The sequence below is a fragment of the Streptomyces zhihengii genome (assembly GCF_016919245.1).
Taxonomy (GTDB): Bacteria; Actinomycetota; Actinomycetes; order Streptomycetales; family Streptomycetaceae; genus Streptomyces; species Streptomyces zhihengii.
Genome location: NZ_JAFEJA010000002.1, coordinates 2,421,231 through 2,444,435 on the forward strand (window position 1 = coordinate 2,421,231; position 23,205 = coordinate 2,444,435).

Annotated in this window: 23 protein-coding genes and 6 pseudogenes; 13 read left to right on the forward strand and 16 right to left on the reverse strand. The window is 70.6% G+C overall.

Annotation, left to right across the window (positions count from 1 at the left end; translation table 11 throughout):
- Positions 1 to 78: 78 nt before the first annotated feature.
- Both JE024_RS38100 and JE024_RS38105 read left to right on the forward strand, forming a co-directional pair.
- Complete coding sequence (locus tag JE024_RS38100; RefSeq protein ID WP_205378384.1) at positions 79 to 501, forward strand: arsenate reductase ArsC; 423 nt, start codon at positions 79 to 81, stop codon at positions 499 to 501.
- Positions 498 to 1,467, forward strand: a pseudogene (locus JE024_RS38105) (NAD(P)/FAD-dependent oxidoreductase). Before JE024_RS38100 ends, JE024_RS38105 begins: the two are co-directional and overlap by 4 nt.
- A gap of 125 nt (positions 1,468 to 1,592) precedes the next feature.
- Here the strand turns inward: JE024_RS38105 and JE024_RS38110 are convergent.
- The gene (locus JE024_RS38110) at positions 1,593 to 1,796 is read right to left on the reverse strand and encodes a hypothetical protein (protein WP_244883551.1); all 204 of its coding nucleotides are present in this window, start codon (positions 1,794 to 1,796) and stop codon (positions 1,593 to 1,595) included.
- 1,221 nt (positions 1,797 to 3,017) lie between these two features.
- Positions 3,018 to 3,344 carry an STAS domain-containing protein gene (locus JE024_RS38115; protein ID WP_205378385.1) on the reverse strand — a complete coding sequence of 109 codons (327 nt, stop codon included), beginning with the start codon at positions 3,342 to 3,344 and terminating at the stop codon, positions 3,018 to 3,020.
- A 512-nt stretch (positions 3,345 to 3,856) separates the two neighbouring features.
- On the opposite strand from JE024_RS38115, the gene JE024_RS38120 reads away from it, so the two are divergent.
- Both JE024_RS38120 and JE024_RS38130 read left to right on the forward strand, forming a co-directional pair.
- The gene (locus JE024_RS38120; protein WP_205378593.1) at positions 3,857 to 4,300 is read left to right on the forward strand and encodes an ATP-binding protein; all 444 of its coding nucleotides are present in this window, start codon (positions 3,857 to 3,859) and stop codon (positions 4,298 to 4,300) included.
- Positions 4,301 to 4,990: 690 nt separating this feature from the next.
- Positions 4,991 to 5,605 (forward strand): annotated as a pseudogene (locus JE024_RS38130) (transposase); the annotation flags it as partial.
- Between the two features lie 31 nt (positions 5,606 to 5,636).
- On the opposite strand, the pseudogene JE024_RS38135 reads toward JE024_RS38130, so the two are convergent.
- The 4 genes and pseudogenes from JE024_RS38135 to JE024_RS38150 form a co-directional block, all read right to left on the reverse strand.
- A pseudogene (locus JE024_RS38135) lies at positions 5,637 to 6,420 on the reverse strand (IS5 family transposase).
- The gene (locus tag JE024_RS38140) at positions 6,407 to 7,309 is read right to left on the reverse strand and encodes a DUF3626 domain-containing protein (protein ID WP_244883555.1); all 903 of its coding nucleotides are present in this window, start codon (positions 7,307 to 7,309) and stop codon (positions 6,407 to 6,409) included. Before JE024_RS38140 ends, JE024_RS38135 begins: the two are co-directional and overlap by 14 nt.
- Before the next feature lie 157 nt (positions 7,310 to 7,466).
- Positions 7,467 to 7,811, reverse strand: coding sequence for a hypothetical protein (locus JE024_RS38145; protein ID WP_205378387.1), 345 nt, complete (start codon positions 7,809 to 7,811; stop codon positions 7,467 to 7,469).
- A gap of 16 nt (positions 7,812 to 7,827) precedes the next feature.
- Positions 7,828 to 8,157: a DUF6233 domain-containing protein gene (locus tag JE024_RS38150; RefSeq protein WP_205378388.1), complete on the reverse strand. Its 330-nt coding sequence runs from the start codon at positions 8,155 to 8,157 to the stop codon at positions 7,828 to 7,830.
- A gap of 70 nt (positions 8,158 to 8,227) precedes the next feature.
- Between JE024_RS38150 and JE024_RS41615 the strand changes: the two are divergent.
- The 3 genes and pseudogenes from JE024_RS41615 (at position 8,228) to JE024_RS38155 (ending at position 10,232) form a co-directional block, all read left to right on the forward strand.
- Positions 8,228 to 8,489: pseudogene (locus JE024_RS41615) on the forward strand (hypothetical protein).
- A gap of 574 nt (positions 8,490 to 9,063) precedes the next feature.
- A complete protein-coding gene (locus JE024_RS41620; protein ID WP_244883557.1) occupies positions 9,064 to 9,315 on the forward strand; it encodes a hypothetical protein in 252 nt (83 codons plus the stop codon).
- A 35-nt stretch (positions 9,316 to 9,350) separates the two neighbouring features.
- Positions 9,351 to 10,232, forward strand: a complete 882-nt coding sequence (locus tag JE024_RS38155; RefSeq protein WP_244883559.1) for a hypothetical protein — start codon at positions 9,351 to 9,353, stop codon at positions 10,230 to 10,232.
- 106 nt (positions 10,233 to 10,338) lie between these two features.
- On the opposite strand, the gene JE024_RS38160 is transcribed toward JE024_RS38155, so the two are convergent.
- A complete protein-coding gene (locus tag JE024_RS38160) occupies positions 10,339 to 11,205 on the reverse strand; it encodes an ATP-dependent DNA ligase (RefSeq protein WP_205378389.1) in 867 nt (288 codons plus the stop codon).
- A 101-nt stretch (positions 11,206 to 11,306) separates the two neighbouring features.
- Here JE024_RS38160 and JE024_RS38165 point away from each other — a divergent pair, with 101 nt between their 5' ends.
- Positions 11,307 to 11,678 carry a DUF8825 domain-containing protein gene (locus tag JE024_RS38165; RefSeq protein WP_205378390.1) on the forward strand — a complete coding sequence of 124 codons (372 nt, stop codon included), beginning with the start codon at positions 11,307 to 11,309 and terminating at the stop codon, positions 11,676 to 11,678.
- A 70-nt stretch (positions 11,679 to 11,748) separates the two neighbouring features.
- Here the strand turns inward: JE024_RS38165 and JE024_RS41625 are convergent.
- The 3 genes and pseudogenes from JE024_RS41625 to JE024_RS38175 form a co-directional block, all read right to left on the reverse strand.
- A pseudogene (locus tag JE024_RS41625) lies at positions 11,749 to 11,959 on the reverse strand (hypothetical protein).
- Positions 11,960 to 12,626: 667 nt separating this feature from the next.
- The gene (locus JE024_RS38170; protein ID WP_205378391.1) at positions 12,627 to 12,998 is read right to left on the reverse strand and encodes an STAS domain-containing protein; all 372 of its coding nucleotides are present in this window, start codon (positions 12,996 to 12,998) and stop codon (positions 12,627 to 12,629) included.
- A 205-nt stretch (positions 12,999 to 13,203) separates the two neighbouring features.
- On the reverse strand, positions 13,204 to 13,476 hold the full coding sequence (locus JE024_RS38175; RefSeq protein WP_205378392.1) for a hypothetical protein: 273 nt from the start codon (positions 13,474 to 13,476) through the stop codon (positions 13,204 to 13,206).
- A gap of 542 nt (positions 13,477 to 14,018) precedes the next feature.
- Here JE024_RS38175 and JE024_RS42030 point away from each other — a divergent pair.
- Positions 14,019 to 14,141, forward strand: a complete 123-nt coding sequence (locus tag JE024_RS42030) for a hypothetical protein (protein ID WP_280521591.1) — start codon at positions 14,019 to 14,021, stop codon at positions 14,139 to 14,141.
- A 55-nt stretch (positions 14,142 to 14,196) separates the two neighbouring features.
- Complete coding sequence (locus JE024_RS42035; RefSeq protein WP_280521592.1) at positions 14,197 to 14,319, forward strand: hypothetical protein; 123 nt, start codon at positions 14,197 to 14,199, stop codon at positions 14,317 to 14,319.
- A gap of 357 nt (positions 14,320 to 14,676) precedes the next feature.
- Here JE024_RS42035 and JE024_RS38185 read toward each other — a convergent pair whose 3' ends face one another.
- Positions 14,677 to 15,627 (reverse strand): AraC family transcriptional regulator, encoded by a 951-nt coding sequence (locus JE024_RS38185; RefSeq protein ID WP_205378393.1) that lies wholly within the window; start codon positions 15,625 to 15,627, stop codon positions 14,677 to 14,679.
- Between the two features lie 353 nt (positions 15,628 to 15,980).
- Complete coding sequence (locus tag JE024_RS41630; protein ID WP_244883561.1) at positions 15,981 to 16,184, reverse strand: hypothetical protein; 204 nt, start codon at positions 16,182 to 16,184, stop codon at positions 15,981 to 15,983.
- 622 nt (positions 16,185 to 16,806) lie between these two features.
- Between JE024_RS41630 and JE024_RS38195 the strand changes: the two genes are divergently transcribed.
- On the forward strand, positions 16,807 to 17,298 hold the full coding sequence (locus JE024_RS38195) for an ATP-binding protein (protein WP_205378394.1): 492 nt from the start codon (positions 16,807 to 16,809) through the stop codon (positions 17,296 to 17,298).
- A gap of 425 nt (positions 17,299 to 17,723) precedes the next feature.
- On the opposite strand, the gene JE024_RS38200 is transcribed toward JE024_RS38195, so the two are convergent.
- From JE024_RS38200 to JE024_RS41635, 4 genes are all read right to left on the reverse strand, one after another.
- Positions 17,724 to 19,610 (reverse strand): DUF742 domain-containing protein, encoded by a 1,887-nt coding sequence (locus JE024_RS38200; RefSeq protein WP_205378395.1) that lies wholly within the window; start codon positions 19,608 to 19,610, stop codon positions 17,724 to 17,726.
- Between the two features lie 933 nt (positions 19,611 to 20,543).
- Complete coding sequence (locus JE024_RS38205) at positions 20,544 to 20,984, reverse strand: DNA ligase-like domain-containing protein (protein ID WP_205378396.1); 441 nt, start codon at positions 20,982 to 20,984, stop codon at positions 20,544 to 20,546.
- Between the two features lie 218 nt (positions 20,985 to 21,202).
- Positions 21,203 to 21,379, reverse strand: a complete 177-nt coding sequence (locus JE024_RS38210) for a hypothetical protein (RefSeq protein ID WP_205378397.1) — start codon at positions 21,377 to 21,379, stop codon at positions 21,203 to 21,205.
- 66 nt (positions 21,380 to 21,445) lie between these two features.
- The gene (locus JE024_RS41635; RefSeq protein ID WP_307840739.1) at positions 21,446 to 21,892 is read right to left on the reverse strand and encodes a helicase associated domain-containing protein; all 447 of its coding nucleotides are present in this window, start codon (positions 21,890 to 21,892) and stop codon (positions 21,446 to 21,448) included.
- A gap of 85 nt (positions 21,893 to 21,977) precedes the next feature.
- On the opposite strand from JE024_RS41635, the gene JE024_RS38220 reads away from it, so the two are divergent.
- Positions 21,978 to 22,319, forward strand: coding sequence for a hypothetical protein (locus tag JE024_RS38220; RefSeq protein WP_205378399.1), 342 nt, complete (start codon positions 21,978 to 21,980; stop codon positions 22,317 to 22,319).
- 495 nt (positions 22,320 to 22,814) lie between these two features.
- Positions 22,815 to 23,205: pseudogene (locus JE024_RS41640) on the forward strand (transposase); the annotation flags it as partial.

Consider the following 23,205-nt stretch of genomic DNA (forward strand, 5'->3'; position numbering starts at 1 on the left):
CATCATCGCTCGCTGATACCAGCGAGGGCTGAAGTCATGGCGGCTGGGTCCGCCCTGCGACGAAAGAGAACGATCACCATGGCCGACGAGCCGTCCGTCCTGTTCGTCTGCGTCCACAACGCCGGCCGCTCCCAGATGGCCGCCGCGTGGCTGACCCACCTGGCCGGCGACCGCGTCGAGGTCCGCTCCGCCGGCTCCAACCCGGGCGACAAGGTCAACCCGGCCGCCGTCGAGGCCATGGCCGAAGTCGGCATCGACATCTCCGCCCAGACGCCGAAGATCCTCACCATCGACGCGGTGAAGGAGTCGGACGTGTGCATCACCATGGGCTGCGGCGACACCTGCCCCGTCTTCCCCGGCAAGCGCTACCTCGACTGGAAGCTCGACGACCCGGCCGGCCAGGGCGTCGAAGCCGTGCGCCCGATCCGCGACGAGATCAAGACCCTCGTCGAGGGCCTGATCGCCGAGATCGCCCCGGCGAAGCCGGAGGCGACGGCGTGAGCGAGATACGCGAGGTCGTCACATCGGCTCCACCCTCGCCGGATACACCGCCGCCCTCTACACCGCCCGCGCCCAGCTCAGGCCCCTGGTGTTCGGCAGCTCCATCTTCGTCGGCGGATCACTCACGACCACCACAGAGGTGGAGAACTTCCCCGGCTTCCCCGAAGGCGTCTACGGCCCGGTCCTGATGGAGAACATGCAGGCCCAAGCCGAGAAGTTCGGCGCCGAGACGGTCGACGACGACGTCATCGAGGCGGACCTCACCGGCGACATCAAGCTCCTCACCGACTCCGCGGGCACCGTGCACCGCGCCAGGACCGTGATCATCGCGACCGGGTCCGGCTACCGCAAGCTCAACCTGCCGAAGGAGGATGAGCTGTCCGGCCGGGGCGTGTCCTGGTGCGCGACCTGTGACGGGTTCTTCTTCCGCGACCGCGACATCGTCGTGCTCGGCGGCGACGCCGCCATGCAAGAGGCCACCTCCCTCACCCGCTTCGCCCGCTCCGTCACCGTCGTCCACCGCCGCTCCACCCTGCGCGCCTCCAAGGTGATGCAGGACCGGGCCTTCTCCGACGACAAGATCTCCTTCGCCTTCGACAGCGAGATCACAGAGATCAAGGAGACGAACGCATGCTCGGCGGCGTCGTCCTGCGCGACGTCTTCACCGGCACCACACGCAAACTGAGCGAGACGGGGCTGTTCATCGCCATCGGGCACGACCCGCGCACCGAGCTCTTCAAGGACCAGCTCGCCCTGGACACCGAGGGCTACGTCACCGTCGCGTCCCCGACGACGCGAACGAGCCTGCCCGGGGTGTTCGCCGCCGGCGACGTCGTCGACCACACCTACCGCCAGGCCATCACGGCCGCGGTCACCGGTGCGGCCGCAGTCCTGGACGCCGAGCGCTACCTCGCCGCCGGGAGCGCGGCCACGACGGATAGGGCGACGGAAACCGTCCCGGCCTGAGCGACATCCGCGAGCGGGACCGTCCGGATGTTCCAGACCTCCCCGTTGCTGTCGCTGTCGCTGCCGGGCCGCGTCAACCTAGGGCGCGGCCGCTTGCGCCGGGTTACCAAACGGGGCGCCCAGCTTCAGCGGATCCGCGGCAGCGCCTTGTCGGGGTGCGCCGTCTGTACGTACTTCACGGCGATCCTGGGGTGGATGCCGAAGAGCCGGACGAGGCAGATCGGGTCGGCCGTCTCGCGGGCTTCGTCGAGCACCCGGTTGGTCCACAGTTGGCGGGGCAGGAGGCCGATCTGGTCGAACGCGGTGCGCATGCCGGTGTAAAGAGGCACCCGCAACCCGAAGTCACCACGATGGGGCGGCCGGTTGAACGGGTCGACCGGCGACGATGCCGATGGCGAGGGTGTGCTGGTGGGCTGGCAGCCGGATGGTCTGCTGCGTGGTTCGCGTGATCTGGAGGCCGAGGCCCATCTGGTCTCGGAGGGGCTGGAGGGTCTGCACCGGGCTTTCGGTATCGCGCTGACCGTGGTCTTGGGAGTCGCGTCCCGGGGGCCGGTTGCGCGTCACCCGGTGCGGCGCGGGGTCCAGCCGCTCGTCTGCCGCTGGGGGTTCAGAGGGTGCGGACGAGGAAGAGGGCGGCGGCGATGCTGGGGCCGGTGGGCCGGAAGCGGTGGGTGCCGGCGATGGCGATCCGCTGGTGCAGGACGGGTGGCAGGGTGTTGACGAGGACGAGCCGGGTGCGGGTGCGGGTGGTGAGCAGTAGGCCGTGGAGGGTCTCGCCGGCTTAGGTGAGCTGGGTGACGTCGACGACCAGGCGCCGTCCGGTGGCCCGGACGGCGGTGAACGCGGCTTCCAGGACGTGGCGGTGGGCGTGGTCGGCGCGCCGTAGAGGACGAGGACCTGGACGCCGTGTTCGGTGTAGGCCTCGAGGACGGGTCCATGGGGGAGGGGGAAGCCGGCCAGGGCCATCGTGTCCTGCGCCTTCGGGACGGTCTGCTCGCACAAGGATGGGTGCCCGGGGCCTCCGCACGGGGGTCGGGGAGCCCCGGGGCGCGGTCACGTCACTCGGGAGAGGTCTGATGTGGCCGCCATCGTGCCGCGTGAAGACGCGAGCCGCGGAGGGACGCACGGTGGTGTTCACCCCCACGGCGCAGCCACCGCAGAGGATGGGGCCAGTTCAGTACAGGGGCAGCACGTCGACAATGTCGCCGCTCGGCTATCGGAGGTCGACTTCGGCGATGAGTGAGGCTTTGATGCTGGTGTAGGTGCTGCCGTCGGGGAGCGGCGTGGGGTCCGGGGCCGGTCAGGTAGGTTGCCAGGGCTCGGACCAGCGTCTCGGTGAGTACATAGGACAGGACAAGCTTCCCGCTGGGGAGCTGCAGGACGAGTTGCCGCGGACTGCCCGCGGGCCCGGTGTAGCCCAGCACCACAGCGTGCCGCACTCCGGCCGCGCCCGTTGCGGGCCTGCCGCTTCAAGAACGCCCCGCCAACCGGAACTGCTTCCGGCGCGGCCAGGGCCGGGGCGGGTGGTCAGGTGAGGGCTGCCGGCGTCGTCAGGCAGCGTGCGGTGCGCCGGCGTCCGGGAGGTAGCGGTCGAAGTCCGCGTCGGGGAAGAGTTCGCAGGCGATGGTGAGCAGCCTGCGGGGCTGGGGGTGCAGGTGGGTGAGGCTGGTCGCGCGTGCGGGGGCGTCTGCGGTGTTGAGCAGGTGGAGGCCGGCGACGTCGACGAAGTGTGCGTCGCGCAGGTCCCAGGCGACGGCGGTCACCGCGGGCGGGAGCCGGTGCAGGGTGGCGCGCAGCTGGTCGAGGTGCTGGAAGTCGATGTCGCCGTGCGGCGTTAACGTGGCGCTGGTGCCGTGGATGTCGGTGGTGATGTTCATGGTGGGCGAGCCCCCTTCCGGCGGGGGGTTGGTGAGCCCACAGACGAGGCGGCCCGTACGTCCGGGGCCGACGACTATGGCGGGCCGTGGATGCCCGGGGTGGGGGCAACGTCCACGAACCCAAAAGAGCCGGGCCTTGCGGCGCCGACTCGGTCTCTTGTCCGCCCAGCGTGGCACACCCCCCGCCGCGAACGCCAGGCCGGTGCCGTTCCCTGACATCCACTGCCGCCTGACCAGCATGTTCTTGTGAAGCGCGGGCCCCTCGCAGCCGTTACCCGAGGCTGAAGCCGTCCTGCCGCCATCGGCCGCAGGCGAGACAGACGGCCCTGCCAGCGCACTACGCCATCCCCGACATGCGCACCGCCGCGCAGCCTGGCCGTAGGATGCCTCCTCGTGCTGCACAACGGCGCGGACCGCTCCCCGCCTGCTCCGGCTCGGCGCAGGTAGACGCCGAGACACGATCGGGGAGGATCATGGACGACACGACACCCATACCAGCCGGCGACAGTGAGATGGCCACCAGCGAGCCCGCTTTCAGCGCCGCCCTGGACGGGAAGTCGGGCTGCATCGCCACCGCCCGCCGTCTGGCCGCCGACTTCCTCACCCGGGTCCAGGCCGTGCACGGCCTGCCGGTGTCGGACCGGGCGATGGACCTCACCCAGCTGATCGTCAGCGAACTGGTCACCAACTCCTGCAAGTACGCACCGGGACCGGTGATGCTCGGGCTTCGGATCCTCGGCGACCTGGTCGAAATCACCGTCTGGGACAGCGAACCCGTCTTGCCGACACCGTGCGCCCCCGACCCCACCCGCGTCGGCCAGCACGGCCTGGAGATCGTGATGGCTGTCACCCGGGCCTTCGAGGTGCGACGCCAAACCGTCGGCAAGAGCGTCACCGCCCGCATCGCCCTCCCCGACGACCCGGACGGAGCCCTCACCGGACGCCTGCCCCACTAGGCAGAGGACTCGCGGGCCTCCGGTGAGCCGGTGCCGACCGGCACCACACACGCGACGTCCGGCGCCGCGCCGCCCTGCCGACGGCGAGACGCCCTTCCTGCCGGCCGTACCGCCTCCTCCCGCCCGCGGATCGCCGCCGCTGGCACGGTGAGACGACCGGGTTTCCATGTCGACGACCGGCCGGGCAGCCCACGCGATGCACGGGAGGGCCGAGAAGCAAAGTGACGCACCCACCAGCAGCGAGGATCCCCCGGTGGGAAGGGGCCCGAGAGCATCACCCCAGCGACGGCCCTGACCGCTCCGTCTGTGATGGCGGCCCGGGACTCAGTGGTAGCCGGTTGCGGCATGTGGCCCGTCGTGTTCGGTGGGCTGCCTGGGCGATGGGGTGTCCCTCGTGTGGGGGCGAGTGAACGTTTCCCTCCTTCCGGGTGCCGCACCGGCACGCAGGAATCTGCCTGCCTCTTGCCGAAGGTGCCCCTGTGGTTCTCGTCATCGTTGTCGCCGCCCTGGCCCTGCTCGCGGGACTTGCGGCCAACCGCTGGCTGCGCCCGCGGCTAGTCAACGCCGACGATGACGAGGGCATGGCGGTCAAGAACCTCGTCGGCCCGCTGCTCACCATGACCGTGCTGCTGCTGTCGTTCGTCCTGGTCACCGCGAACGGCTCATGCGGCAAGGCCGAGGTCGCCTCCCGCGGCAGGAGTCACGGTCGTGGACGTGGACCGGCCGGGCCGCAGGACCCGGCGGATGAAGGGCAAGTCCGACCCGATCGACGCCTACGGCGCCGCGACGGCCGTGCTGTCCGGGCGGGCCACCGGCATACCGAAGAGCCGTGAGGGCGTGGTCGAGGCGGTGCGAGTGCTGCGGACCGCCCGCCGCAGCGCGATCAAGGCCCGCACGCAGGCGATGAACCAGATCCGGGGCCTGCTGGTGTCGGCCCCCGCGATGCTGCGCGAGCAGGTCGCGGGGCTGGAGAGGGCCGCATTGATACGCACCCTGGCCCGGCTGCGTCCCGGCGACGACCTGTCCCGTCCGCTGGCGGCGACCCGGGCGGCACTACGGCGCCTGGCCCGCCGCCACCAGGCCCTGGACGAGGAGATCACCGAGCTGGACACCGAGATCAGCCCCCTGGTCAGGCAAGCGGCCCCGAAGCTGCTGGAGCTGTTCGGCGTCGGCCCCGAGACCGCCGGCCAGCTCCTCGCATCGGCGGGCGACAACCCCGAGCGCATGCGGTCCGAGGGGGCGTTCGCGCACCTGGCCGGCGTCGCCCCGATCCCCGCGTCCTCCGGCCGCACTCATCGCCACCGCCCCAGAGGTCGTCTCAGTTGGTTAATCTGCGTTAGCAGATGAGGGTGGCGGCGATGCCGGCGAAGGCGAGGAAGTGTTCGGCCTTGCGTTCGTAACGGCGGTGCAGACGACGGCACCCGTTTAGCCGGGCCACCGTCCGCTCCACGGTTTAGCGGTGACGGCCGAGACGCCGGGAGGATTCGATGCCTTCGCGCGCCATGCGCGGCGTGATGTTCCGAGAGCGGAGCCATTTCCGCAGGTGGTCGTAGTCGTAGCCCTTGTCGTCGTGCAGTTTGGCTGGACGGCGGCGACGCGGCCCACGGCGAGAGCGGATGGGCGGTATGCCTCGGACAGGGGGTTCGAGACCCTGGCTGTCGTGGGTGTTGGCGGCAGAGATGTCGATGGAGATGGGCAGACCCGTCCGTTCTGCAATCAAGTGGATCTTTGAGCCTTTCTTGCCGCGATCGACAGAATTCGGGCCTGTCAGCTCCCACCTTTGAGGGCTCGCATGTTCACGGAGTCGATCGCGCACCTCGACCCGCCAGCTCCCCGCGGGCGCCGAGCTCGTCCAGCACCAGACGATGGAGCTTCGCCCACACCCGCGCCGCGGTCCACTCGGAGAACCGCCGATGGACTGTCTGCCATGAGGTTCCGAAGACTGGCGGCAGCTGCCGCCAGGTGCACCCTGACGTAGCGACAAAGATGATCGCGGCGAGCACAGCACGATCGTCGCCCCGTCGACGGCCCCCGCCTTGTAGCCTCGTGGGGAGCTGCGGTCCCACAGCCCGGAACAACTCCCACAGCGCCTCCCGCACCAGCCCCTCAACGAAGGCCATCGAGTACAGCCTCCTCCGTCCGTGCCGGAGCCACCGACCTGTCCGTGGCCTTCCAGAGGGCCCCGAATCGCGCCAGGTAGTGCCACACCTTCTTGACCGCCTGGGGGTCATAGAGGCCGGCGCGTGCGGAGTCTCCTATGATCCGAGGATCGAGCATGCCGTCGACCGCGATCTGCATGCCCAAGTCGACGTATTCCTGGCCGCGGTAGTCGGGGTGACGTCGGAGTTCTTCCACCGCAAGTCGGAATCCGGGGTGCCACTCCACCGGGCAGCCAAGGCGCAGAGCCGCGTCCTCGACCCGCGTGCCTCGGTAACAGGGGTCCAGCACCAGCGCCTCCACATCGCATGGCAGCTGGACCGAAGCGTGCACCTGCGCCTCGATGTAGTCGTCAAGCTCGTCCTGACGATCGGCGCAAGCAAGCTCGATAAGCCCCATGCGGGCCGCGACACCGAAATCCGACGGTTCGAGGAAGCTGTCCGGGTAGCAGAACGTGCTCCGCGTCAGCGTCTGGGCCGTCAGGCGGAAGTGGGCCGAGCCGAACCGCGGTGCCCCGCCGACCGGCTTGCGACGGAAGTTCAACGCCCCGTAGACGGGCCGCTCATGAGCGGTCGCTTCGTCGTACGCCCCGTCGAAGATCCGGCTCTCCCAGCGCCACCGGTCGCCGCCTGGATGCGCGGTCAGGCCGCCGTTGCTGGTCCCCGTGACGAACTGCGAGTGGTAGACGCCGCCCTCGGCCATAGCGTCCAGGATCGGCTTGCCGTGCAGCAGACGGTCCGGGTGGAAGTTGAGGGTCACCCGCAATGCCGGGTCCATCGGAGGGCCCGACGCCAGTTCCGCGACATGCCGAAGGGCCCGTTCCTGCGCTGTCTGGGAGGCTGCAGAGCTCATCAGCACAGTGTTCCGCACCCTGATCAACTGGCGCACGCGGATTGTCCACCGACAGCCCTTTCCAGCGTGACGGAGCGTTGATTGATCACCAAGCGCGACGATCTCTTAAGGTGCGGCGGCACCCGGGCAGTGCTGCCGGCGCGCGCGGTCGGGCAGGTCAGCGCTCGTGCGGGGTGTCGGTGAGCTGTTCGGCCGGCGGGTCGATCGGGTTTGCCACCTTCACCTTGTCGCGTAACCGCTTGAGCGCAAACTTCGTTCCCACGCTCGTCATGGCGCCCTGACGGTGTAGCCGTTCGCCGAACTCCTCCGGCTTCACCCAGACGAGGGCCGGATCGTGCTGCTCCAGACGCGCCTTGAACAGAGTCTCGGCCGCAGCATCCCGATGCCGGTCCGCGTGCCGCTGACTCGACGCTCGTGCCAGGCGCGACAGAAGCCCTCCGCCGCTGCCGAACACCAGCGGGCCGCAGGGCCACGGCGAGCGCAGGACGACCCTGCCCACCATCCCCCGCGCCGCGGGCCTACTCCGGCACCCCCAGCAGTGCGTCCGGCCGGCAGAACTGGCACGCCCCCACCTCGACCACCCACCGCTGCGCCTCACCCTGTGAGACCCGGCGGGTGCGCGGCCCGGTGACGGCGCAGTCCTCCACGTGCACCTGGAGAGGGCGCCGGGCGGTGCTGATGTCGTACTCGACAAGCCACGGCGGCCGGGCGGGCGCAGTCGGGGGCGAGACGGGATCCGCTGTGCCCTCCTGGCGGGCGCTCTCCGCGCGGACCGCCTGGAGCTGGAGATCGAGGAAGGTCTCGACCACGCGCAACCGGGCAAGATCAGGCGGCAGGGAGTCGTTCACGCATTCGAAGATGGGTGAGGGCTGCTGAATCTTGCCCCGCCTGCCGCGCCCGGCTGCCACTCTGACGCCCATGAGCGACCCGCACCCCCGCGTCTACGGCGCGGATCCCGACGACCCCCGATCCGGGCCCCGCCCCGGGCACGACTACGCCGAACTGCCGGCGGCCCTTCGACGGCCTGCTCCTGGACGTCACCGGCTGGAGCGCCGACGACCGCGCCACCGGCGCCGCCCTCATTGCTCCCCACGGGCTGCACGGACCCGGCGGGCGCGCCCACTACGAACCCCGCCCTGCCGACCCCGACCGGTTCCACTGGACCGGCGACACCCCCTGACCCTTCGGCAGGGCGCCGCTGGGAGCACGCTGGAGGGGTGGCCACACGACACGTCCCGCGCTGCGCCAAGTGCGGTGAGCGTCTGCCTGCCGGGGCACGGCGCAGCCGCCTGTACTGTCGGCGGCGTGCAGGAGCAGGGCCTGGCGTCAGGACCGGGCCTGCCGGGCGGCGATCGACGCGGGCGGCGAGGCCCTGGCCGCGCTCATTGAAGGGCGCCGGCACCCCTGGCCCCGCTCCCGCTGCCCGGAGTGCGGCCGCACCTGGTACGCGAGCGACGCCCCGCTCCAACCCCGGAAGAGAGCGGACAGCCGGTACTGCTCACTGCGCTGCCGCACCAGGGCCTGGCGCCGCCGTTCGCGTTCAGCAGGCGTCACGCGGTGACGCCTGCCCGTGACGGCTACGGCGGGCGCATGCTGCCGCATTGTCCTTCGCCCAGGTGAATCCTGCGCCCTCGGCGCCTCGCATGTCCCTCGTGTGGGCGACACGGTGTCAGCGCGCGTTCATAGCGTCCTGCCTGACGACTTCTACCGCCCCGCTCGGGCGGTACCTCCTCAGCAAGGGCGGTGCTCCACACATGAGCCTGACATCGGGGCTGCACAGTCCTCGCACCCCGCTGCGCCGGTTCCTGGACCGAGAACTGTCGGCCGGCCCCCGGCCGCTGCGCGAGTCCTTCCGCGCCCAGCACCGCAGCGACCAAGTCCTGCTGCCAGGACCTGGGGTCGGCACCGAGGCAGGCACGGTCGGTACCGCGATCGACCAACGCCTGCGCCTCGCCTTCACCGGGCCGCGCCCGTCGACCTGGCCTCGGAGGCCGGGATCGACCTGACCGGCCGGCTCGGTTGGGGCGGCGAAGGGCTGCGTATGCGCGCGGTCGGCAACGAACTCGCCGCACGCCTCACCCAGACCGTGCGCGCCCTGGACCTCGACAGCCGCGGGCTGCCGATGGACCGCGCCCACGACGAAGAGACGCACCTGGCCCGCATGCTGCTCGCCGCCGCCTGGTACCAGGTGATGGCCCGCAATTCCTACGGATTCACCGACACCCCGCTCTACCTCGCCGCCATGGAGGATCCCGTCGGCTTCACCCTCGCACGGCTCCTGGAGCTGCCGCACCAGGACATGGTCGACGACGTCGTCCACCAGCTCTACCTGGCCACCACCAGCCCCCTGGAGACGCTCCGCACCCGCACCCGGGCCGAGGACTGCACCGGCGGACCGACCTTCCCCGGCGCCCAGATCACCGCGGACGCCGACCTCGTGGCCGACGGCCTGCTGGTCGACTTCAAGAGCACGAAGCACCCCTTCGCCCGGGGCATGTCCAAGGCGACCGCGAACCAACTCCTCGGCTACCTCCTCCTCGACACCGCCGACCACTACCGCATCGACACCCTCGGCCTCTACCTCACCCGCTCCGCCGTCCTCGCCACCTGGCCCGTGGAGGACTACCTCGACCTCCTCGGCACCTGCCGACGCAACCTGACCGACCTACGCGCCGTCACCGCCGACCTCCTCACCAACTGCCAAGCCGACGCCATCCCCTACGGACCAGACGAAGAGACCAAGGTCCGCCGACTCCTCGACCGCCTGGCCCCCGTCATCGAAACCGGCCACTGCCCCGTCTGCGCCCAGCCACTACCCGACTCCACAGGCCGCCCCCGCACCTACTGCACCCGCTGGTACGCCCAGCGCTCCAACAGCCTGCGGCGGCGGCAGAGCCCAGCCGCCTGGCCACCGGCCCGGTGACCCCACCAGGCGCCGGGCAGTTCCCGACGTGCTCCCTCTGGCCGGCCGTGCCGCGACGGGGTCCCGCCCGGCTTCGACAACTGTCGGGGCGCCGTCGTCCCGCTGCCTACCGGACGCGCGTGATCGTCACGACGGCGTGCCGGGTGGTCCCGGTCAGCGCTTCGACGAGGAAGCCGGCCGGGGTGCTGGTGTAGGTCTGGCCGTCGTGGGTGCGTCCCCGGGGGCCGGCGCCGGCGGGCTGGAGGTAGTGCGCGGCCGCGGCCGCGAGCGGTCCGGTCAACCGCTGGGAGAGGGCGACGGCCCCGTCCGGGCGGCGTACGGCGAGCGCCCGGGGCCGGGAGCGGGCGCCGGTGTAGCCGGCGACGGTCAGGTCCTCGGTCTCCGCGTGCCGGATCTTGCGCCACTCGCGCGTACCGCCCCGGTACGTCCCGCCGGCCCGCTTGGCCACGATGCCCTCGACGCCCTGGGCCTGGAGGGTCTCGTACCAGACCATCGCCGTCTCGTAGTCGTCCGTGGCCGGCACGGCCTGGATCGGCGGCCCGAGATCGCCGACCAGATCCAGCAACAAACCGCGCCTCTCCGCGTACCGGCGTCCTCGGACGTTCCCGTGCTGGGGGTGCACGAGGACGTCCCAGACCGGGTAGGACGCCGGCAGCTGCTCGGCGAGTGCCCGGGCCCGGGGGACCGAGGATTTGGCCCGCGCCTGGACGGCGGAGAAGTCCAGGCGCCCGTCCCGCCAGATCACCGCCTCGCCGTCCAGCACGGTCCCCGCCGGCAGCCGCATGCCGGCCACCGCCAGGTCCATCCACACCGAGGTGACGATCCGGCCGGACCGCGCCTGGAGGATCACCGACTCCGCGGTGCGGATCATCGCGACCCGGTGCCCGTCCATTTTCGGCTCGTACCACCAGCCGGGCCCGCGTGGGAGCTGCGGCACGGCCCGGGCCAGCGCGAGCGAGATGACAGCCTCCATGCGCTTACCCTCACCCCGGCCCGGCGGGGCTGCACCCGAGCGGGGCCCTTGGGCGGCGCGTCACCCGCGTCACGGAATCGAACATGCGTAGGGTTCTTGGTATGGCTGATTCCGACTTCCCCGACGACCTCACGGCTGCCCAGACCCGCCTGCACCAGGCCACCGCCGAGCACGCCGCCCTCGTGCGCACCCTGCCCTGGTCGGTAGAGCCGCATGACGGCTGGCCCGGCACCGAGCACCCGCACACGGGCCAGATCAGCGGCGGCCGGGAGCCCAGCCCCGGGTGGAGCGACGAGCAGAAGGCTGCCGTCGCCCAGCTCCGCCAGGAGTGCCTCGCGCTCTCGGTGACCGTCACCACCCACCCGTACTGGCAGACGCTGAGCGGCGAGGACGTCTACAGGGCCCGTATGCGTCTCAAGGCCGCCACCCGGCTTGAGGCGGCACCGGCCGTGGACGTGGTCACCGCGGCGTAGGGCTCACGGGCCCGGGCCGGCTTGTCGGACCCGCTCGGCCCCCTTGCCGGGGGCGGGAGGGCAGGCGCTCCTACGCGGCGTCCCACTGGTGGGCGCGGCCGCCACGCCACTCCACCCATCGTGGGTTGTCGAGAATGGTCTCCGGATAGAGGATCCCGGCGCGGCCTCACGTCGTGATCGCTGTGTGCGAGTCCCAGGATTTCAGTCCAGCCCGCGCGGGAGAGCGTCACTCTGCGGCCGCCCGTCCGGGACAGCCGGTGCACGACTATCGGCGTCGCCATAGCTCCAGGGTGCGGCCGGCGAGCTGCCCGGGCATCCCGACAGCTGGTACACGCGCAGGTGATGGCTGATGCCCCGGTCTGGCCCGGTGCCCGGCCCTGCCGATGTAGGCCGGGACATCGGGCCAGACCATGTCCGGCACGGCACTGTCCTGTGGCATCTGTGGCGCTGGCCCGTGAGGACAAGGGCAGCGGTCGCCCCTCGTCATCGAGGACATGCTCTACATCCTGCTGCGCACCTCTTCAAGTGCTCTGGCTGTCCGGCCGGTGCCGGTGCTGGGCATGCCGCCGCGGGGGAGCGTGGTCGTGTGCCTAGGGTGCTGGTGTGGGGTCTGATCTGAGGACTGCTGTGGCCCGGGCGCTGGAGCGGGCGGGTTTCGAGGAGCCGGCGCCGGGGACGGACGTCCTGCGTCTGCTGGCCGACGACGATGCCGACGGCGAGGGTTTGCTGGTGGGCTGGGAGCCGGACGATCTGCTGCGTCCTTCGCGTGATCTGAAGGCCGAGGCCCATCTGGCCTCGGAGGAGCTGGAGGGTCTGCACCGGGCTTTCGGTATCGCGCTGACCGCTGTCTTGACCAGCGGGGGCTTTCGTGTCGAGCCGCGCCCTGGAGGCTGGTTGCGCGTCACCCGGTCCGGTGCGGGCGCCAGCCGCTCGTCTGCCGCCGGGGGTTCACAGGCCGCGGACCAGGGTGATGGCGGTGGCGATGCTCGGGGCGGTGGGCAGGAAGCGCTCCGTTCCGGCGATGGCGATCCGCTGGCGCAGGACGGGTGGGAGGGTGCCGGCGAGGACGAGCCGGGTGCGGGTGCGGGTGGCCAGCAGTAGGCCGTGGAGGGTTTCGTCGGCGTAGGTGAGCCGGGTGACGTCGACGACGAGCCTGCGCCGCGTGTCCCAAGCGGCAGTGAAGACGGTTTCCAGGGCGCGGCGGTGGGCGTGGTCGGCGGCGCCGTAGAGGATGAGGACTTGGACGCCGTGTTCGGTGTAGGCGTCGAGGACGGGTTCCTGCGGGAGAGGGACGCTGGCCAGGGCCATCGTGTTCTGCACTTTCGGGACAAGCTGCTCGCACAGGCCGGGTGCCCGGGATGCCCGCACGGGGAGGTGCGGGCACCCTCGGGACGTGTCACGTCACCCGGGGAGACGTTTGATGTGACAGCGCCGCCATCGTGCCGCGTGAAGTCACAGATGAGGACCATTCCGGGGTGCGGCGCAGTCGTGTTCACTCCCGCAGCGCACCGGCGGCGGTGTGCGGTCAGTAGACGCGCAGGACCTCGACCGTGCCGTTGATGCGGGATCGGTCCGCCAGTTCGGCGATGAGCGACTCGTGGATGCTGGCGTAGATGGTGCCGTTTGCGAGACGTCTGACCGGTCCGGGGTCGGGCAGGTAGGTCGCTACGGCCCGGGCCAGCGACTTGGGCAAGTCAGCGGAGAGCACGAGCCGCTCGCTGGGCAGCCGCAGCACGAGCTTGCGGGGCTGTGCCGAGGGGCCGGTGTAGCCCACCACCACGGCCTCCATAGCGTTCATCTCCTATGCCGCACTCGGCTGGAATAGGGACAGCGTCCGGCGCCCCGCGCTCGGACTGAGAGCAAGAATAATGGCGCTATGTCCTGGGTTGCGGGATGATAATAGAGGTGTGCCGTGTGTGGGCATGCGGCACATGGAGACGAGAGCGTCAGCGGTTTTGCCGTTGCTCGCGTGCCGCACCCTTCCGTGTCCCTTTGGGTGTGACTGGTGCGCTTGTTCCTGTGGGGGCGCACCAGGAGTCCCGCTGATGCCCTCATTTCGGCGCGGGTCCCGTCCTGTGTGCCCAGCGGGGCCCGCTCTTCGACCTTCAGGCCCTTAGCAGGTGTCTTCTTCCTGGCGCTGTGGGTGACTGCGGCCCGGCTGCCGACGCCACTGTGCGGTCGGCGAGACCGAGGCGGCACTGGGACTCCCCCTTGGGACCAACGCGACTCCGGCGCGCTCTTGCATGAGCCACAACTCCCGCACAACCGAATCTCTGCTTCGCGCATCTCAATCGGTGACCGCTTCAAGCGGCACCGGATTACGGCGATCAGGAGGAGAAAATGCGCAAAGCCGTACTCGGCTTGTTCGTGGCACTGGCAGCGGTGCTCGCGGTGGCACCGCTCGCCGGCGCCGACCAGACCCAGACCGTCGCCTGCTGCGGCGGCGGCCCCGGCTTCCCGTAAAGGGCAGACGCCAGCCGAAGAGCTAAACCACGTTCCCCTTCGATAAGGAGAAGTAATGCGCAAAGCCGTACTCGGCTTGTTCGTGGCACTGGCGGCGGTGCTCGCGGTGGCACCGCTCGCCGGCGCCGACCAGACCCAGACCGTCGCCTGCTGCGGTGGCACGCCCGGCTTCCCGTAGAGGTCACTCGCCGGTAGGTCGACTGATATGGGCCCGTCAGCTCGCTGGCGGGCCCTCCCCGTCGTGCAGAACGGTGCCGAGACGGAAGCTCATTTCCCGCAACAAGCTCGGAGTCTGCCAGCATGCGACAGCAAGCAGCCCGGAACCGGGCTGCCAAGCCGACGGTCAACGTCTTGCGTGTCCACTGGCTGGTGCGGGGCTTTTACGGGTGAGACGCCGGGTCATCACGGTGATGAGTGCCCAGTTCAGGTGTGCTTCGGAGTACTGCGGGAGGCGTTCGTCGTCGCGTGCGTTGCGGCGGGCGTTCATGCACCAGCCGATCGTCCGCTCGACCTTCCAACGCCGGGGCGGTCGCTGTCAGGGTGGGGTGCGCAGGGTGGCGGAGGGTGATTCGCCGTAGACGGCGCGGTGGGCGGCGGCGAAGCGCCCTTGGTGGGTGAAGCCCCACCGGACGGCGATGGCCGCCACGCTGGTGGTGGCGGGGGAGGCGTTGCGCAGTTCGGTATGGGCGTGGTGGAGGCGCACGCGGCGGAGGTAGCCGAGCGGGGTGAGGTCGGTGTGCCGGCTGAACGCGTATTGCACGGCGCGGGGGGTGACGTGGACGGCGGTGGCGATGTCGGCGAGGCCGATGTCGCGCTGCGCGTTCTCCTCGATGAACGTCATGGCGCGGCGCAGGGTCTCGGTGGCCGGAGCGGCGTCCCCGGCCGCGGCGGCCGCGCTGTTCTGGGCGGTGTTGGGGAGGGTGGCGAGGGTGACGGCGGCGAGGTGGCGGGCGGCGGTTGTGCCGACCGGGCCGTCGGCGGTGTCGGGGTCGGCGAGGACGTGGTCGCGCAGGAACGCGATGGTGGTGCCCAGGCGCTGGTTGGCGCCGGCGTCGAGGGGACGCCGGCCGGTGAAGCGGACCGGCCCCCGGCCCGGGACGGGCTGTGCGCTGTGGGCTGTGACTTCGGTGAGCAGGGAGGCGTCGAACAGGGTGAGGGTGCACCGGGCCCTGTGTGCTCGTCCGGTCGTGGGGACGCCGGGCGGGGCGAGGAGGAAGGTCTCGCCGGGCTCGTGGACGTCGTGGCGCCCGCCGGTGGTGTCGATCATGGTGCCGCGGTGGACGGTGGCCAGCAGGACCCGGTCCTGGGCGGAGGCCTCGTAGGTGACGTCCGCCGTGAAGGACCGTGCGTCCACGACCAGTTCACCGTCCGCCGTCCGCCGCACGTCCGCCGCCGCCGCCTCCAGCGAGGCGAGGCGCGTGTCGGACGCTGGGGGGAAGTGAACGGCTTCCTCGACGTTCTGGCCGTGGAACGCCAGCGACTGCATGCCTGCCCTCCTGAAGTGGCGATCTCCGGCTGCGGGGGGACATTACGTCTGTGTCCGCTCGACCGCCTCGGCATTCCTGCCGGATCACGTCCGGTCAGCGCAGGGCGAATTCGGGTCTGGCGGGGTGGGGGTGCGGGCCCCGTCCGAACGGGCAGTAGGACGGGGCCCGGGCAGTGCCGTTCGGGGGCGAAAGCAGTGCCACTCTCTCCAACGGGGCAAGGACCCTGCGGGGTGCGGTCTGTCACCCGGCTGCCGCACACCCCACCGCCCCAGATGGTTTCCGCCGGGTGGCGAGGCTTCCTCGCCGCCCGCCGCCCGCCGCCCGCCGCTCCAGCCTCCCGGCCTGTAGGCCCTCACGCGGCCTGGTGCGCCCCGGGGGTGTTGAGGTAGCGGTCGAAGCCTGCGTCCGGGAAGAGGTCGCAGGCGATGGTGAGGAGTCTGCGGGCCTGGGGGTGCAGGTTGGCCAGGCGCATCACGCGCTGCGGGCCGGTCGGGGTGCTGAGCAGATGGAGAGCGGCGACGTCGACGAAGGGCGCATCACGCAGGTCCCAGGACACGTCCGTCACGGTGGGCGGCAGCTGGTGCAGGGTGGCGCGCAGCAGGTCGAGGTGGAGGAAGTCGATGTCGCCGTAAGGCGTCAGCGTGGCGCTGGCGCCGCGGATCTCGGTGGTGATGTTTATGGTGGGCGGCCCCCTTCCCCAGGGGTTGCTGAGCCCACAGGCGAGTGGCCACCTGGTGCGCGGCCAACGGCTATGGCAGGTTGCGGATGCCCGTGGCGGGGGCAACGTCCGCAAACCAAAGGAGCCGGGCCTTGGCGGCGCCGGCTCAGTCTCTTGTTCGCTCAGCGTGACACACCGGGCGCGCTCCGTGCCAGGACCAGGCGCCCGCGAACAAGCTGCCCGCACCCGTCCTGGACGGCTCCCGCGACCTCGCACCCGTCCCGGCCTGGCAGGACCCCGCAGATGCAAAGCGGCTTGCGAAGCGCTCGATAGCCGGGAAACGAAACGCTCAGACTTCCGGGCGCAACCGGCGCGGGCGGGGGCGTGTGCCGCCGGGCGGGGGTTCCGTAGATTCCTTCCAGCGTGGAGCGGCCGCTGCGAAACGTTTCTGCGTCTTGGCGGTGTCCCTGTGTGCGCGGGCCCGATGGGGGTAGGCGGGGCAGAGATCTGGGGGAGGACCATGGACGGCACGGAACCGGCAGCACCCGTACCCGCCGACGACAACGGCACGGCGACGAGTGAACCGGCCTTCAGCGCCGCACTGGACGGCGAGGGACCGTGTATCTCCACCGCGCGCCGCATGGCCGCGGACTTCTTGACCCGCGTCCAGGGCGTGCACGGTCTGCCGGTCTCTGACCGGGCGATGGACCTCACCCAGCTGCTGGTGAGCGAACTGGTCACCAATGCCTGCAAATACGCGCCCGGCCCGATCCTGCTGGAACTGCGGATCGTCGGCGACCTGGTCGAGATCACGGTCTGGGACAGCGACCCGGTCCTGCCGATCGCCCGCGCGGCCGACCCCTCCCGAGTCGGCCAGCACGGCATGGAGATCGTCATGAGCGTCGCGCAGGCCTTCGAAGCACGGCGCCAGCCCGTCGGCAAGAGCATCACCGCCCGCCTCGTTCTCCCCGACGACCCCGGCGGCGCCGTCACCGGACGCCTGCCCCTGTAGAACGGCCCTTACAACCGCCGGGTGAAACCCCGGCGCGGCAGGCGACTCGCGGCCTGCCCTGCGCGCCGGCCGACGGCCCCGGGGGAGACAGTGGGGTCGCAGCCTGTGCTTGCTGGTGTGAGGTGGCGAGGGGGCTGCGTCGTGGGCTCCGGGGCCGGCCGTCACACGCCAACCGGAGCCCACGTAAACCGCGCACCGCACAGAACGCTCATCGACCGGACGCGGCTCAATGCCACCACCCGGCTTGAGGCGGCGTCGGCCGTGGACGTCGTCGCTGGGGCGTAGGGCCCGACGCGGCCAGGGCGTCCCAGTTCACGCCCGGCCCCCGCAGCGGAGGGCGCCGGGAACCGCGGCATTCTTGCGGTGGGGAAAACGCGGAGAACCGCCGCAGGCGCCCCGGTCCACGCTACTCCGGGCGCGCATGCTCACTCACTCGGCGACCCCGCTGTGGGGCCGACATCCCCCGCGTTGCTTGCGGCTGACGGTGTGTCGAGCGCTACGAAGCCTTCCGCAGCTAGGTCGGAGACGAGGATGCGGACGACTCCGATGGGAATGCGCAGCCGTTGACTGATGCTGCGAATGTCATGCGGAACCTGGCAGAGACTGCAGATTCGCTGGTGCTCGGGCAGCAGGCTCCGGACTAGATCTGCGGTGGTTGTCGTCCGTACGACTACATGGTCGGCAAGCTTGTAGCGCGGGCGCCGTCCATCCCCTCCCACCATGGCATAGGGCCGCACGTGGAAGGGGTCTTCTGAGTCATCCTGCTCATCGTCTGTGTAGTCGCTCGCCAGCAGACTCGCGGGCGCCGGGCGTGGAACGAGGGCGTTCCTACGCTCAGCCAGCACTTTGCGGCGCATGTACACATCGGCCAGCCTGCCGGCCTCAAGGGGGCGCAGCTGGCGCAGACCCTCCACGAGAGCCGGCAGCTCCTCGAGAGTGCGGCCGTCACCCGCTGCGGAGAGAACCCAGTCGGAGTCCTGCAGATTCAGGGCCTGTAGAACCTTGAAGACTTCGGCAGCGCGACTCTGCCTGCCCACGGCGCTGAGTACGCGATAGGCGTCGGCGTCCTGGTCGTCGGAGCGCAGCGCTGCGACGACGGTGACGAGGTCGTGCGCCGGCCAGAGCCGGGCCGTCTCGTTCACGAACTGGTACAGCTCTGCGTCCTGTCCTGCGGCACGCAGGGAGCGAACCAACCCTGGCACATCGCGCACTTCGGTCCTGTCGACTGCCTTGCGCAGCAGTAGCCTCTTCGGGTCGAACGTGCTTGTGGCGCGTATCAGGACTGCTGCGCGCAGGACTTCCTGTACCGGCAACTCCTCGCCCGCCTTGTGCAGGACGATCATGGCCGTACTGCCAGACGTATCGTCGTCGAGCAGGGCATGGACGTGTTCGACAACTTGCTCGGTGATCGCCAGCACGGGCACTGGCTCAGTTGTCTGTAAGTTGTCCGGCACGGAGGCCGAGGTGGAAGGGATGTCCACAGGGATATCCGAGTGCAGTTCGCTGGCGAGTTGATCGAGGCGGTCGGCCCGGTCGTCCAGGTGACTCGCAGCCTTGGACAGCGCCAGGTCGATGTCGTCGAGCTCGGCATCCAGCGGCGTCCGCATCACCGGCACCGCCGTCTCAATTGGTTCGATGCCTTCATCACCGGGAACGCCGCCACGCAGACGTTCGAGCTGCTCAGTGAGCAGGCGCACTTGCTCCGTGGCTTCCTCTGCCAGCTGGTCAGCCTTCTGCCGCTCGGCCTTGGCCCGGTCCAGCTCCGCCTCTGCTGTCTCACGCTGCTGCTCGCTCTTGGCCAGGCGCTCGAAGACGCGCTGCGCGTTCTCGTCCGGGACGGAGGCGCGCAGGCGATCATGTTCCCTGTTGAGCGTCGTCACGTCCCGCTGGAGTTTGTCCACCATGGCCAGCAGGATGAGAACCATCTGATTCGCGTCGTTGCGCTCGCGCTCAAGCTGCTGCTGGCGCTCCAGAGCACGTAGAAGGCGGTCGGAGACTTCCAGAGATCGCTGCTGCACGAGGACCAGCCGGCTCTCGGAGACCGTCGCATCCGGTGAGGCCGGGGTGCGGGACTGCACACGCACTGCACTCACCGCATCAAGGAGCTGCTGACGGCCTGCCTCACTCGCCGAGCAGATGTCGGCGACGGCTTCGACGAAGTCCTGCCGCAGCGCCACGCCGGCTAACCGCTCGGAGACGGTACTGCGAGCCGGCACACGGCCGTTCGAGAAATGGTCGGCGGTCAGGCGGCTGTGCAGGTCATCCACACGCAGGCCGGCACTGTCGAGCCACTCTCGCAACAGGGCGGCCACAGCGTTGTCCTCCGTGGACCCCCTCAGCTGCCCCCATGGACGCGTACTTCTCCCCACCACACCCCCCGGCTGCGCGAACTAATCCGACTCTATCCGGGCTTGTCCACGTCAAAGACCGAACAACTAGCCCAGCACCCCTCCACCCCGAGAGCGTAGAAGCCTCCCCGAGCCCAGCAGCCGGGCTCCCACCACAACCCCGCAGCAGGAGACCAGGCATGAACGCCTATCTACAGCACGCCCTCACTCTCATGATCGAAGGACTTCTCACCCAACTACCCGCCCAGCTCCTCACCGCCGCAGCCGCCGCGGCCGCAGCAACGTGGATCCACACACGCAGGAAGGGACGCACCCAGACACCCACGCCAGAGCACACCTGTACCGAACCCAGCACTCAGCCGACCGACCCGTAGCCGAGGGCATTCGTCTCCACCATCCCTGTCGGCCTCCGGAACGTCTTCGACGCCCCGGGGGCCGGTAGGCACCGTGACGCGGTGCCTGGTACCTGGCGCCGCCATGAAAAGTCCAAGGCGACCGCGACCGACTCCTCGGCACCCCCGGCCACTGCCCCGTCTGCGCCCCAGCCACTACCCGCCCCGCCTCCGCCGGCCGCGCCCCGCACCTACTGGGCTGGTTGGTGCGTCCAGCGCTCCAACACCCTGTGGCGGCCGCAAAGTGCAGTTGCCGGGCAATGACCCGGTGACCCCAACTTGCGCCGGGCTGTTCCCGACGTGTCCTGTCTGGCGGGCCGCGCCAGGGCCGGGACCCGCCGTGTCCGGCCCGTCCCCGGCTCGTTGAACCCGGCGGCACGGCAGAGCCTGGCGGGCTCCGCCGTGCCGGGGCGGGGTCCCGTCCGGTTTCGCCACTGCCGGGGCCCCGTCGCTTTGCTCTACCGGACGCGGGTGATGGTCACTACGGCGTGCCGGGTGGTCCCGCTCAGGGCTTCGACGAGGAAGCCGACGGGGGTGCTGGTGTAGGTCTGGCCGTCGTGGGTGCGCCCCCGGGATCCTGCGCCGGCGGGCTGGAGGTAGTGCGCGGCGGCGGCGAGCGGGCCGGTGAGGCGCTGGGAGAGGGTGACGCGCCGTCCGGGCGGCGTACGGCCAGCGCCCGCGGCCGGGACCGCGCACCGGTGTAGCCGACGACCAGGTCCTCGGTCTCCGCGTGCCGGATCTTGCGCCACTCGCGCGCACCGCCCCGGTACGTCCCGCCGGCCCGCTTCGCCACGATGCCCTCGACCCCCTGTGCCTGGAGGGTCTCGTACCAGACCATCGCCGGCAGCGCCTGGATCGGGGGTCCGAGGCCGCCGACCAGGTCGAGCAGGCGCTGGCGCCTCTTCGTGTACCGGCGTCCTCGGACGCTCCCGTGCTGGGGGTGCACCAGGACGTCCCAGACCGGAGCGCGCGTGTTCGCGGATCTCGGAGTGCCGAAGTCGCGAACCCGCCTGCCAGATCGCCATCTGAGGCAGATCTGGGGCGGGCTTACAGCGTTGCAGGCTGTAGCGGCGGGCGAGCGATCAGCAGCAGCCGCACCCCGGGCGGCAGGTGCACTGATTCGCGCTACCGTCTCCCGGGGTGCACCTCGTACCTGCGTGGCGCTCAGGCGGTCGAGTTGCCCTTGGATGCCTCCTGGCGGGCGAGGAGGCCGGAGGTGGTCACCGCTGCGGTGCGGCGCATCAGGTCGGTGAAGTCCATGCGCATGCCGGCCAGTGCCGGGTCGGAGGCGTAGGCGCGCTGCACCGCCTCCGATGGAGCGGCTGGCAGGACGGGCGGCACATCCCGGCTCCCTGGCTTCCTGGCCGCTGGCGCTCGTAACGCCGGGCCCGCGAGCACCCCACACGCTCAGACCCAGTCGATGCCGAGTGCCGCGAGCCGGCTGAGCTGTTCGTCGCTCAGCCCGACACGCCGTGAGCGGGCGTTGGAGAGCCATACCCCGAGCCGGACGATCGTGCCGTCCGGCAAGTCTTCGCACCAGCCCCTCGGCACCACCGTGGGGCCTTCCCGCTCGACGTAATGGGCGAGCGCCGCAACACCACGCTTGACGCCGCGCTCGCCCCAGCCTCCGCCCGCTTCCCACGCGCCACGGCGGCTGCTCCTCCGCCGCCAGGCCGGATTGCCGGGCAGACCCGCCGCACTGCAGATTGTTCTCCCGCCACGCGCTCCTGCCCCCGCGGGCGTGCCCGCGCTCCGCAAAGCGGGCCAAGAGAAGATCATGTATACGTGGCGCTCGTTCTCGCGAGCGCCTCTCCGTGCGCCCGCTCGGCGGGTGCAGGGTCGTTTCGCCATCATGCCTACGAGTGATATGGGCTGTATCGGCGTGCCGCTGGGGCAATGATCGCAGCGGCAACGAACCCGTCAGAAGAGGGACCTGGTCATGCGTTTGCGTTCTGGCTTTACCACCATTCTCGGTGCCGCTCTGCTCGCCGTCTGTGTCACGCCTGCTTCCGCGGCGTCAGGGCAGTTCCGCTACGACTACGTCACCGTGGAGGGGTACGAGGCCACCGGCTTCCTCAACAACCCGCCCGACAGCGAGTGCATCAACCTTCCGGGTGTCGGCCAGGAGAACCCCGAGCCCGGCCACACCCCGCGCAACCGCACCGACAGCTGGGCCACGGTCTTTACCGACTCCAACTGCGAAGGAGAGTCCTTCCGTCTGCGCCCCAGCACCGGCAATGCATCGGAGAGGCTGAAGGTCCGTTCGGTCGTCTTCGGCTGACCGGGCATGGACGCGCCGGCTGGGCCTGCGACCGAGAGGGCATCCCGGAGTATCTGAGCTAGCAGGGTCTGCGCCAGGGGGCGGGGCTGCCCGGCCGGACTACGGGCGGGGCGGCAGCCTGCGGCCGGTGCAGTGGGCGCAGGCGCCTTGCCGGCCCCGTCGAGGGTGGCCGTGGGCGAGGGAGGGGCGGGGCGGGGGAGAGCTCCACGGCTGGCGCACCGAGGAAGTCGACGCTGGCGTCGCCCTACCACCGAGCTGGCCCGGTGGCCGGGCGCCGTACGACCCCCAGCCCGACGAGCCCCGCACTTTCGGCCCCGGCGTCAGCTGCCGCTTCTACTACTCCGGCGACACGTCCTGACCTCAGCCGCCGGCCCCGGCGCCCGGGGCGCCCTCGGTCAGCTAAAGCCTGTCCGGCCGATCATGTGACTACTGCGCGCCCGAGTCGTTGATGTGGACATGGGGCGGGGTGATCTGAGTGATGCAGAGTGGTGACGGCTGCGGCCGCTCCTGCCAGTCAGCAACAGGCGTTGTGGCAGGTGGTGGGATCACCGGCAGGTGATCGACGTGATTCTGCACCGGGTGCGGACTTGCGTTCAGTGGTGTGACCTGCCCGAACGGTTCGGCCCCTGAAAGACCGTCTATGAACGTCACCGCCTGCGGTCAGCAGACGGAACGTGGGAACGCCTGCTCCAGCAGGTGCAAGCCGAGGCCGACGCAGCCGGGGAGATCGACTGGGACATCTCGGTCGACTCCACTGTCGTTCGTGCCCACCAGCTCGCGGCCAGCGCCCGCACCGACCCGCCGGCGGCCCTGGCCTCAAAGGGGGCCGAACCGCCGGGGCGGATTCCTCGACGACGTCACCGGGTTCGACGCGGACCACTTCGGT

Bases quoted from the DNA above. Each gene is read 5' to 3' on its own strand.
- JE024_RS38100 (WP_205378384.1), top strand. From the start codon at position 79: ATGGCCGACGAGCCGTCCGTCCTGTTCGTCTGCGTCCACAACGCCGGC.
- JE024_RS38115 (WP_205378385.1), bottom strand. From the start codon at position 3,344: ATGAACATCACCACCGACATCCACGGCACCAGCGCCACGTTAACGCCG.
- JE024_RS38120 (WP_205378593.1), top strand. From the start codon at position 3,857: ATGGCCACCAGCGAGCCCGCTTTCAGCGCCGCCCTGGACGGGAAGTCG.
- JE024_RS38140 (WP_244883555.1), bottom strand. From the start codon at position 7,309: ATGAGCTCTGCAGCCTCCCAGACAGCGCAGGAACGGGCCCTTCGGCAT.
- JE024_RS38145 (WP_205378387.1), bottom strand. From the start codon at position 7,811: ATGGTGGGCAGGGTCGTCCTGCGCTCGCCGTGGCCCTGCGGCCCGCTG.
- JE024_RS41620 (WP_244883557.1), top strand. From the start codon at position 9,064: ATGAGCCTGACATCGGGGCTGCACAGTCCTCGCACCCCGCTGCGCCGG.
- JE024_RS38155 (WP_244883559.1), top strand. From the start codon at position 9,351: ATGCGCGCGGTCGGCAACGAACTCGCCGCACGCCTCACCCAGACCGTG.
- JE024_RS38160 (WP_205378389.1), bottom strand. From the start codon at position 11,205: ATGGAGGCTGTCATCTCGCTCGCGCTGGCCCGGGCCGTGCCGCAGCTC.
- JE024_RS38165 (WP_205378390.1), top strand. From the start codon at position 11,307: ATGGCTGATTCCGACTTCCCCGACGACCTCACGGCTGCCCAGACCCGC.
- JE024_RS38175 (WP_205378392.1), bottom strand. From the start codon at position 13,476: ATGAACGCTATGGAGGCCGTGGTGGTGGGCTACACCGGCCCCTCGGCA.
- JE024_RS42030 (WP_280521591.1), top strand. From the start codon at position 14,019: ATGCGCAAAGCCGTACTCGGCTTGTTCGTGGCACTGGCAGCGGTGCTC.
- JE024_RS42035 (WP_280521592.1), top strand. From the start codon at position 14,197: ATGCGCAAAGCCGTACTCGGCTTGTTCGTGGCACTGGCGGCGGTGCTC.
- JE024_RS38185 (WP_205378393.1), bottom strand. From the start codon at position 15,627: ATGCAGTCGCTGGCGTTCCACGGCCAGAACGTCGAGGAAGCCGTTCAC.
- JE024_RS38195 (WP_205378394.1), top strand. From the start codon at position 16,807: ATGGACGGCACGGAACCGGCAGCACCCGTACCCGCCGACGACAACGGC.
- JE024_RS41635 (WP_307840739.1), bottom strand. From the start codon at position 21,892: ATGATGGCGAAACGACCCTGCACCCGCCGAGCGGGCGCACGGAGAGGC.
- JE024_RS38220 (WP_205378399.1), top strand. From the start codon at position 21,978: ATGCGTTTGCGTTCTGGCTTTACCACCATTCTCGGTGCCGCTCTGCTC.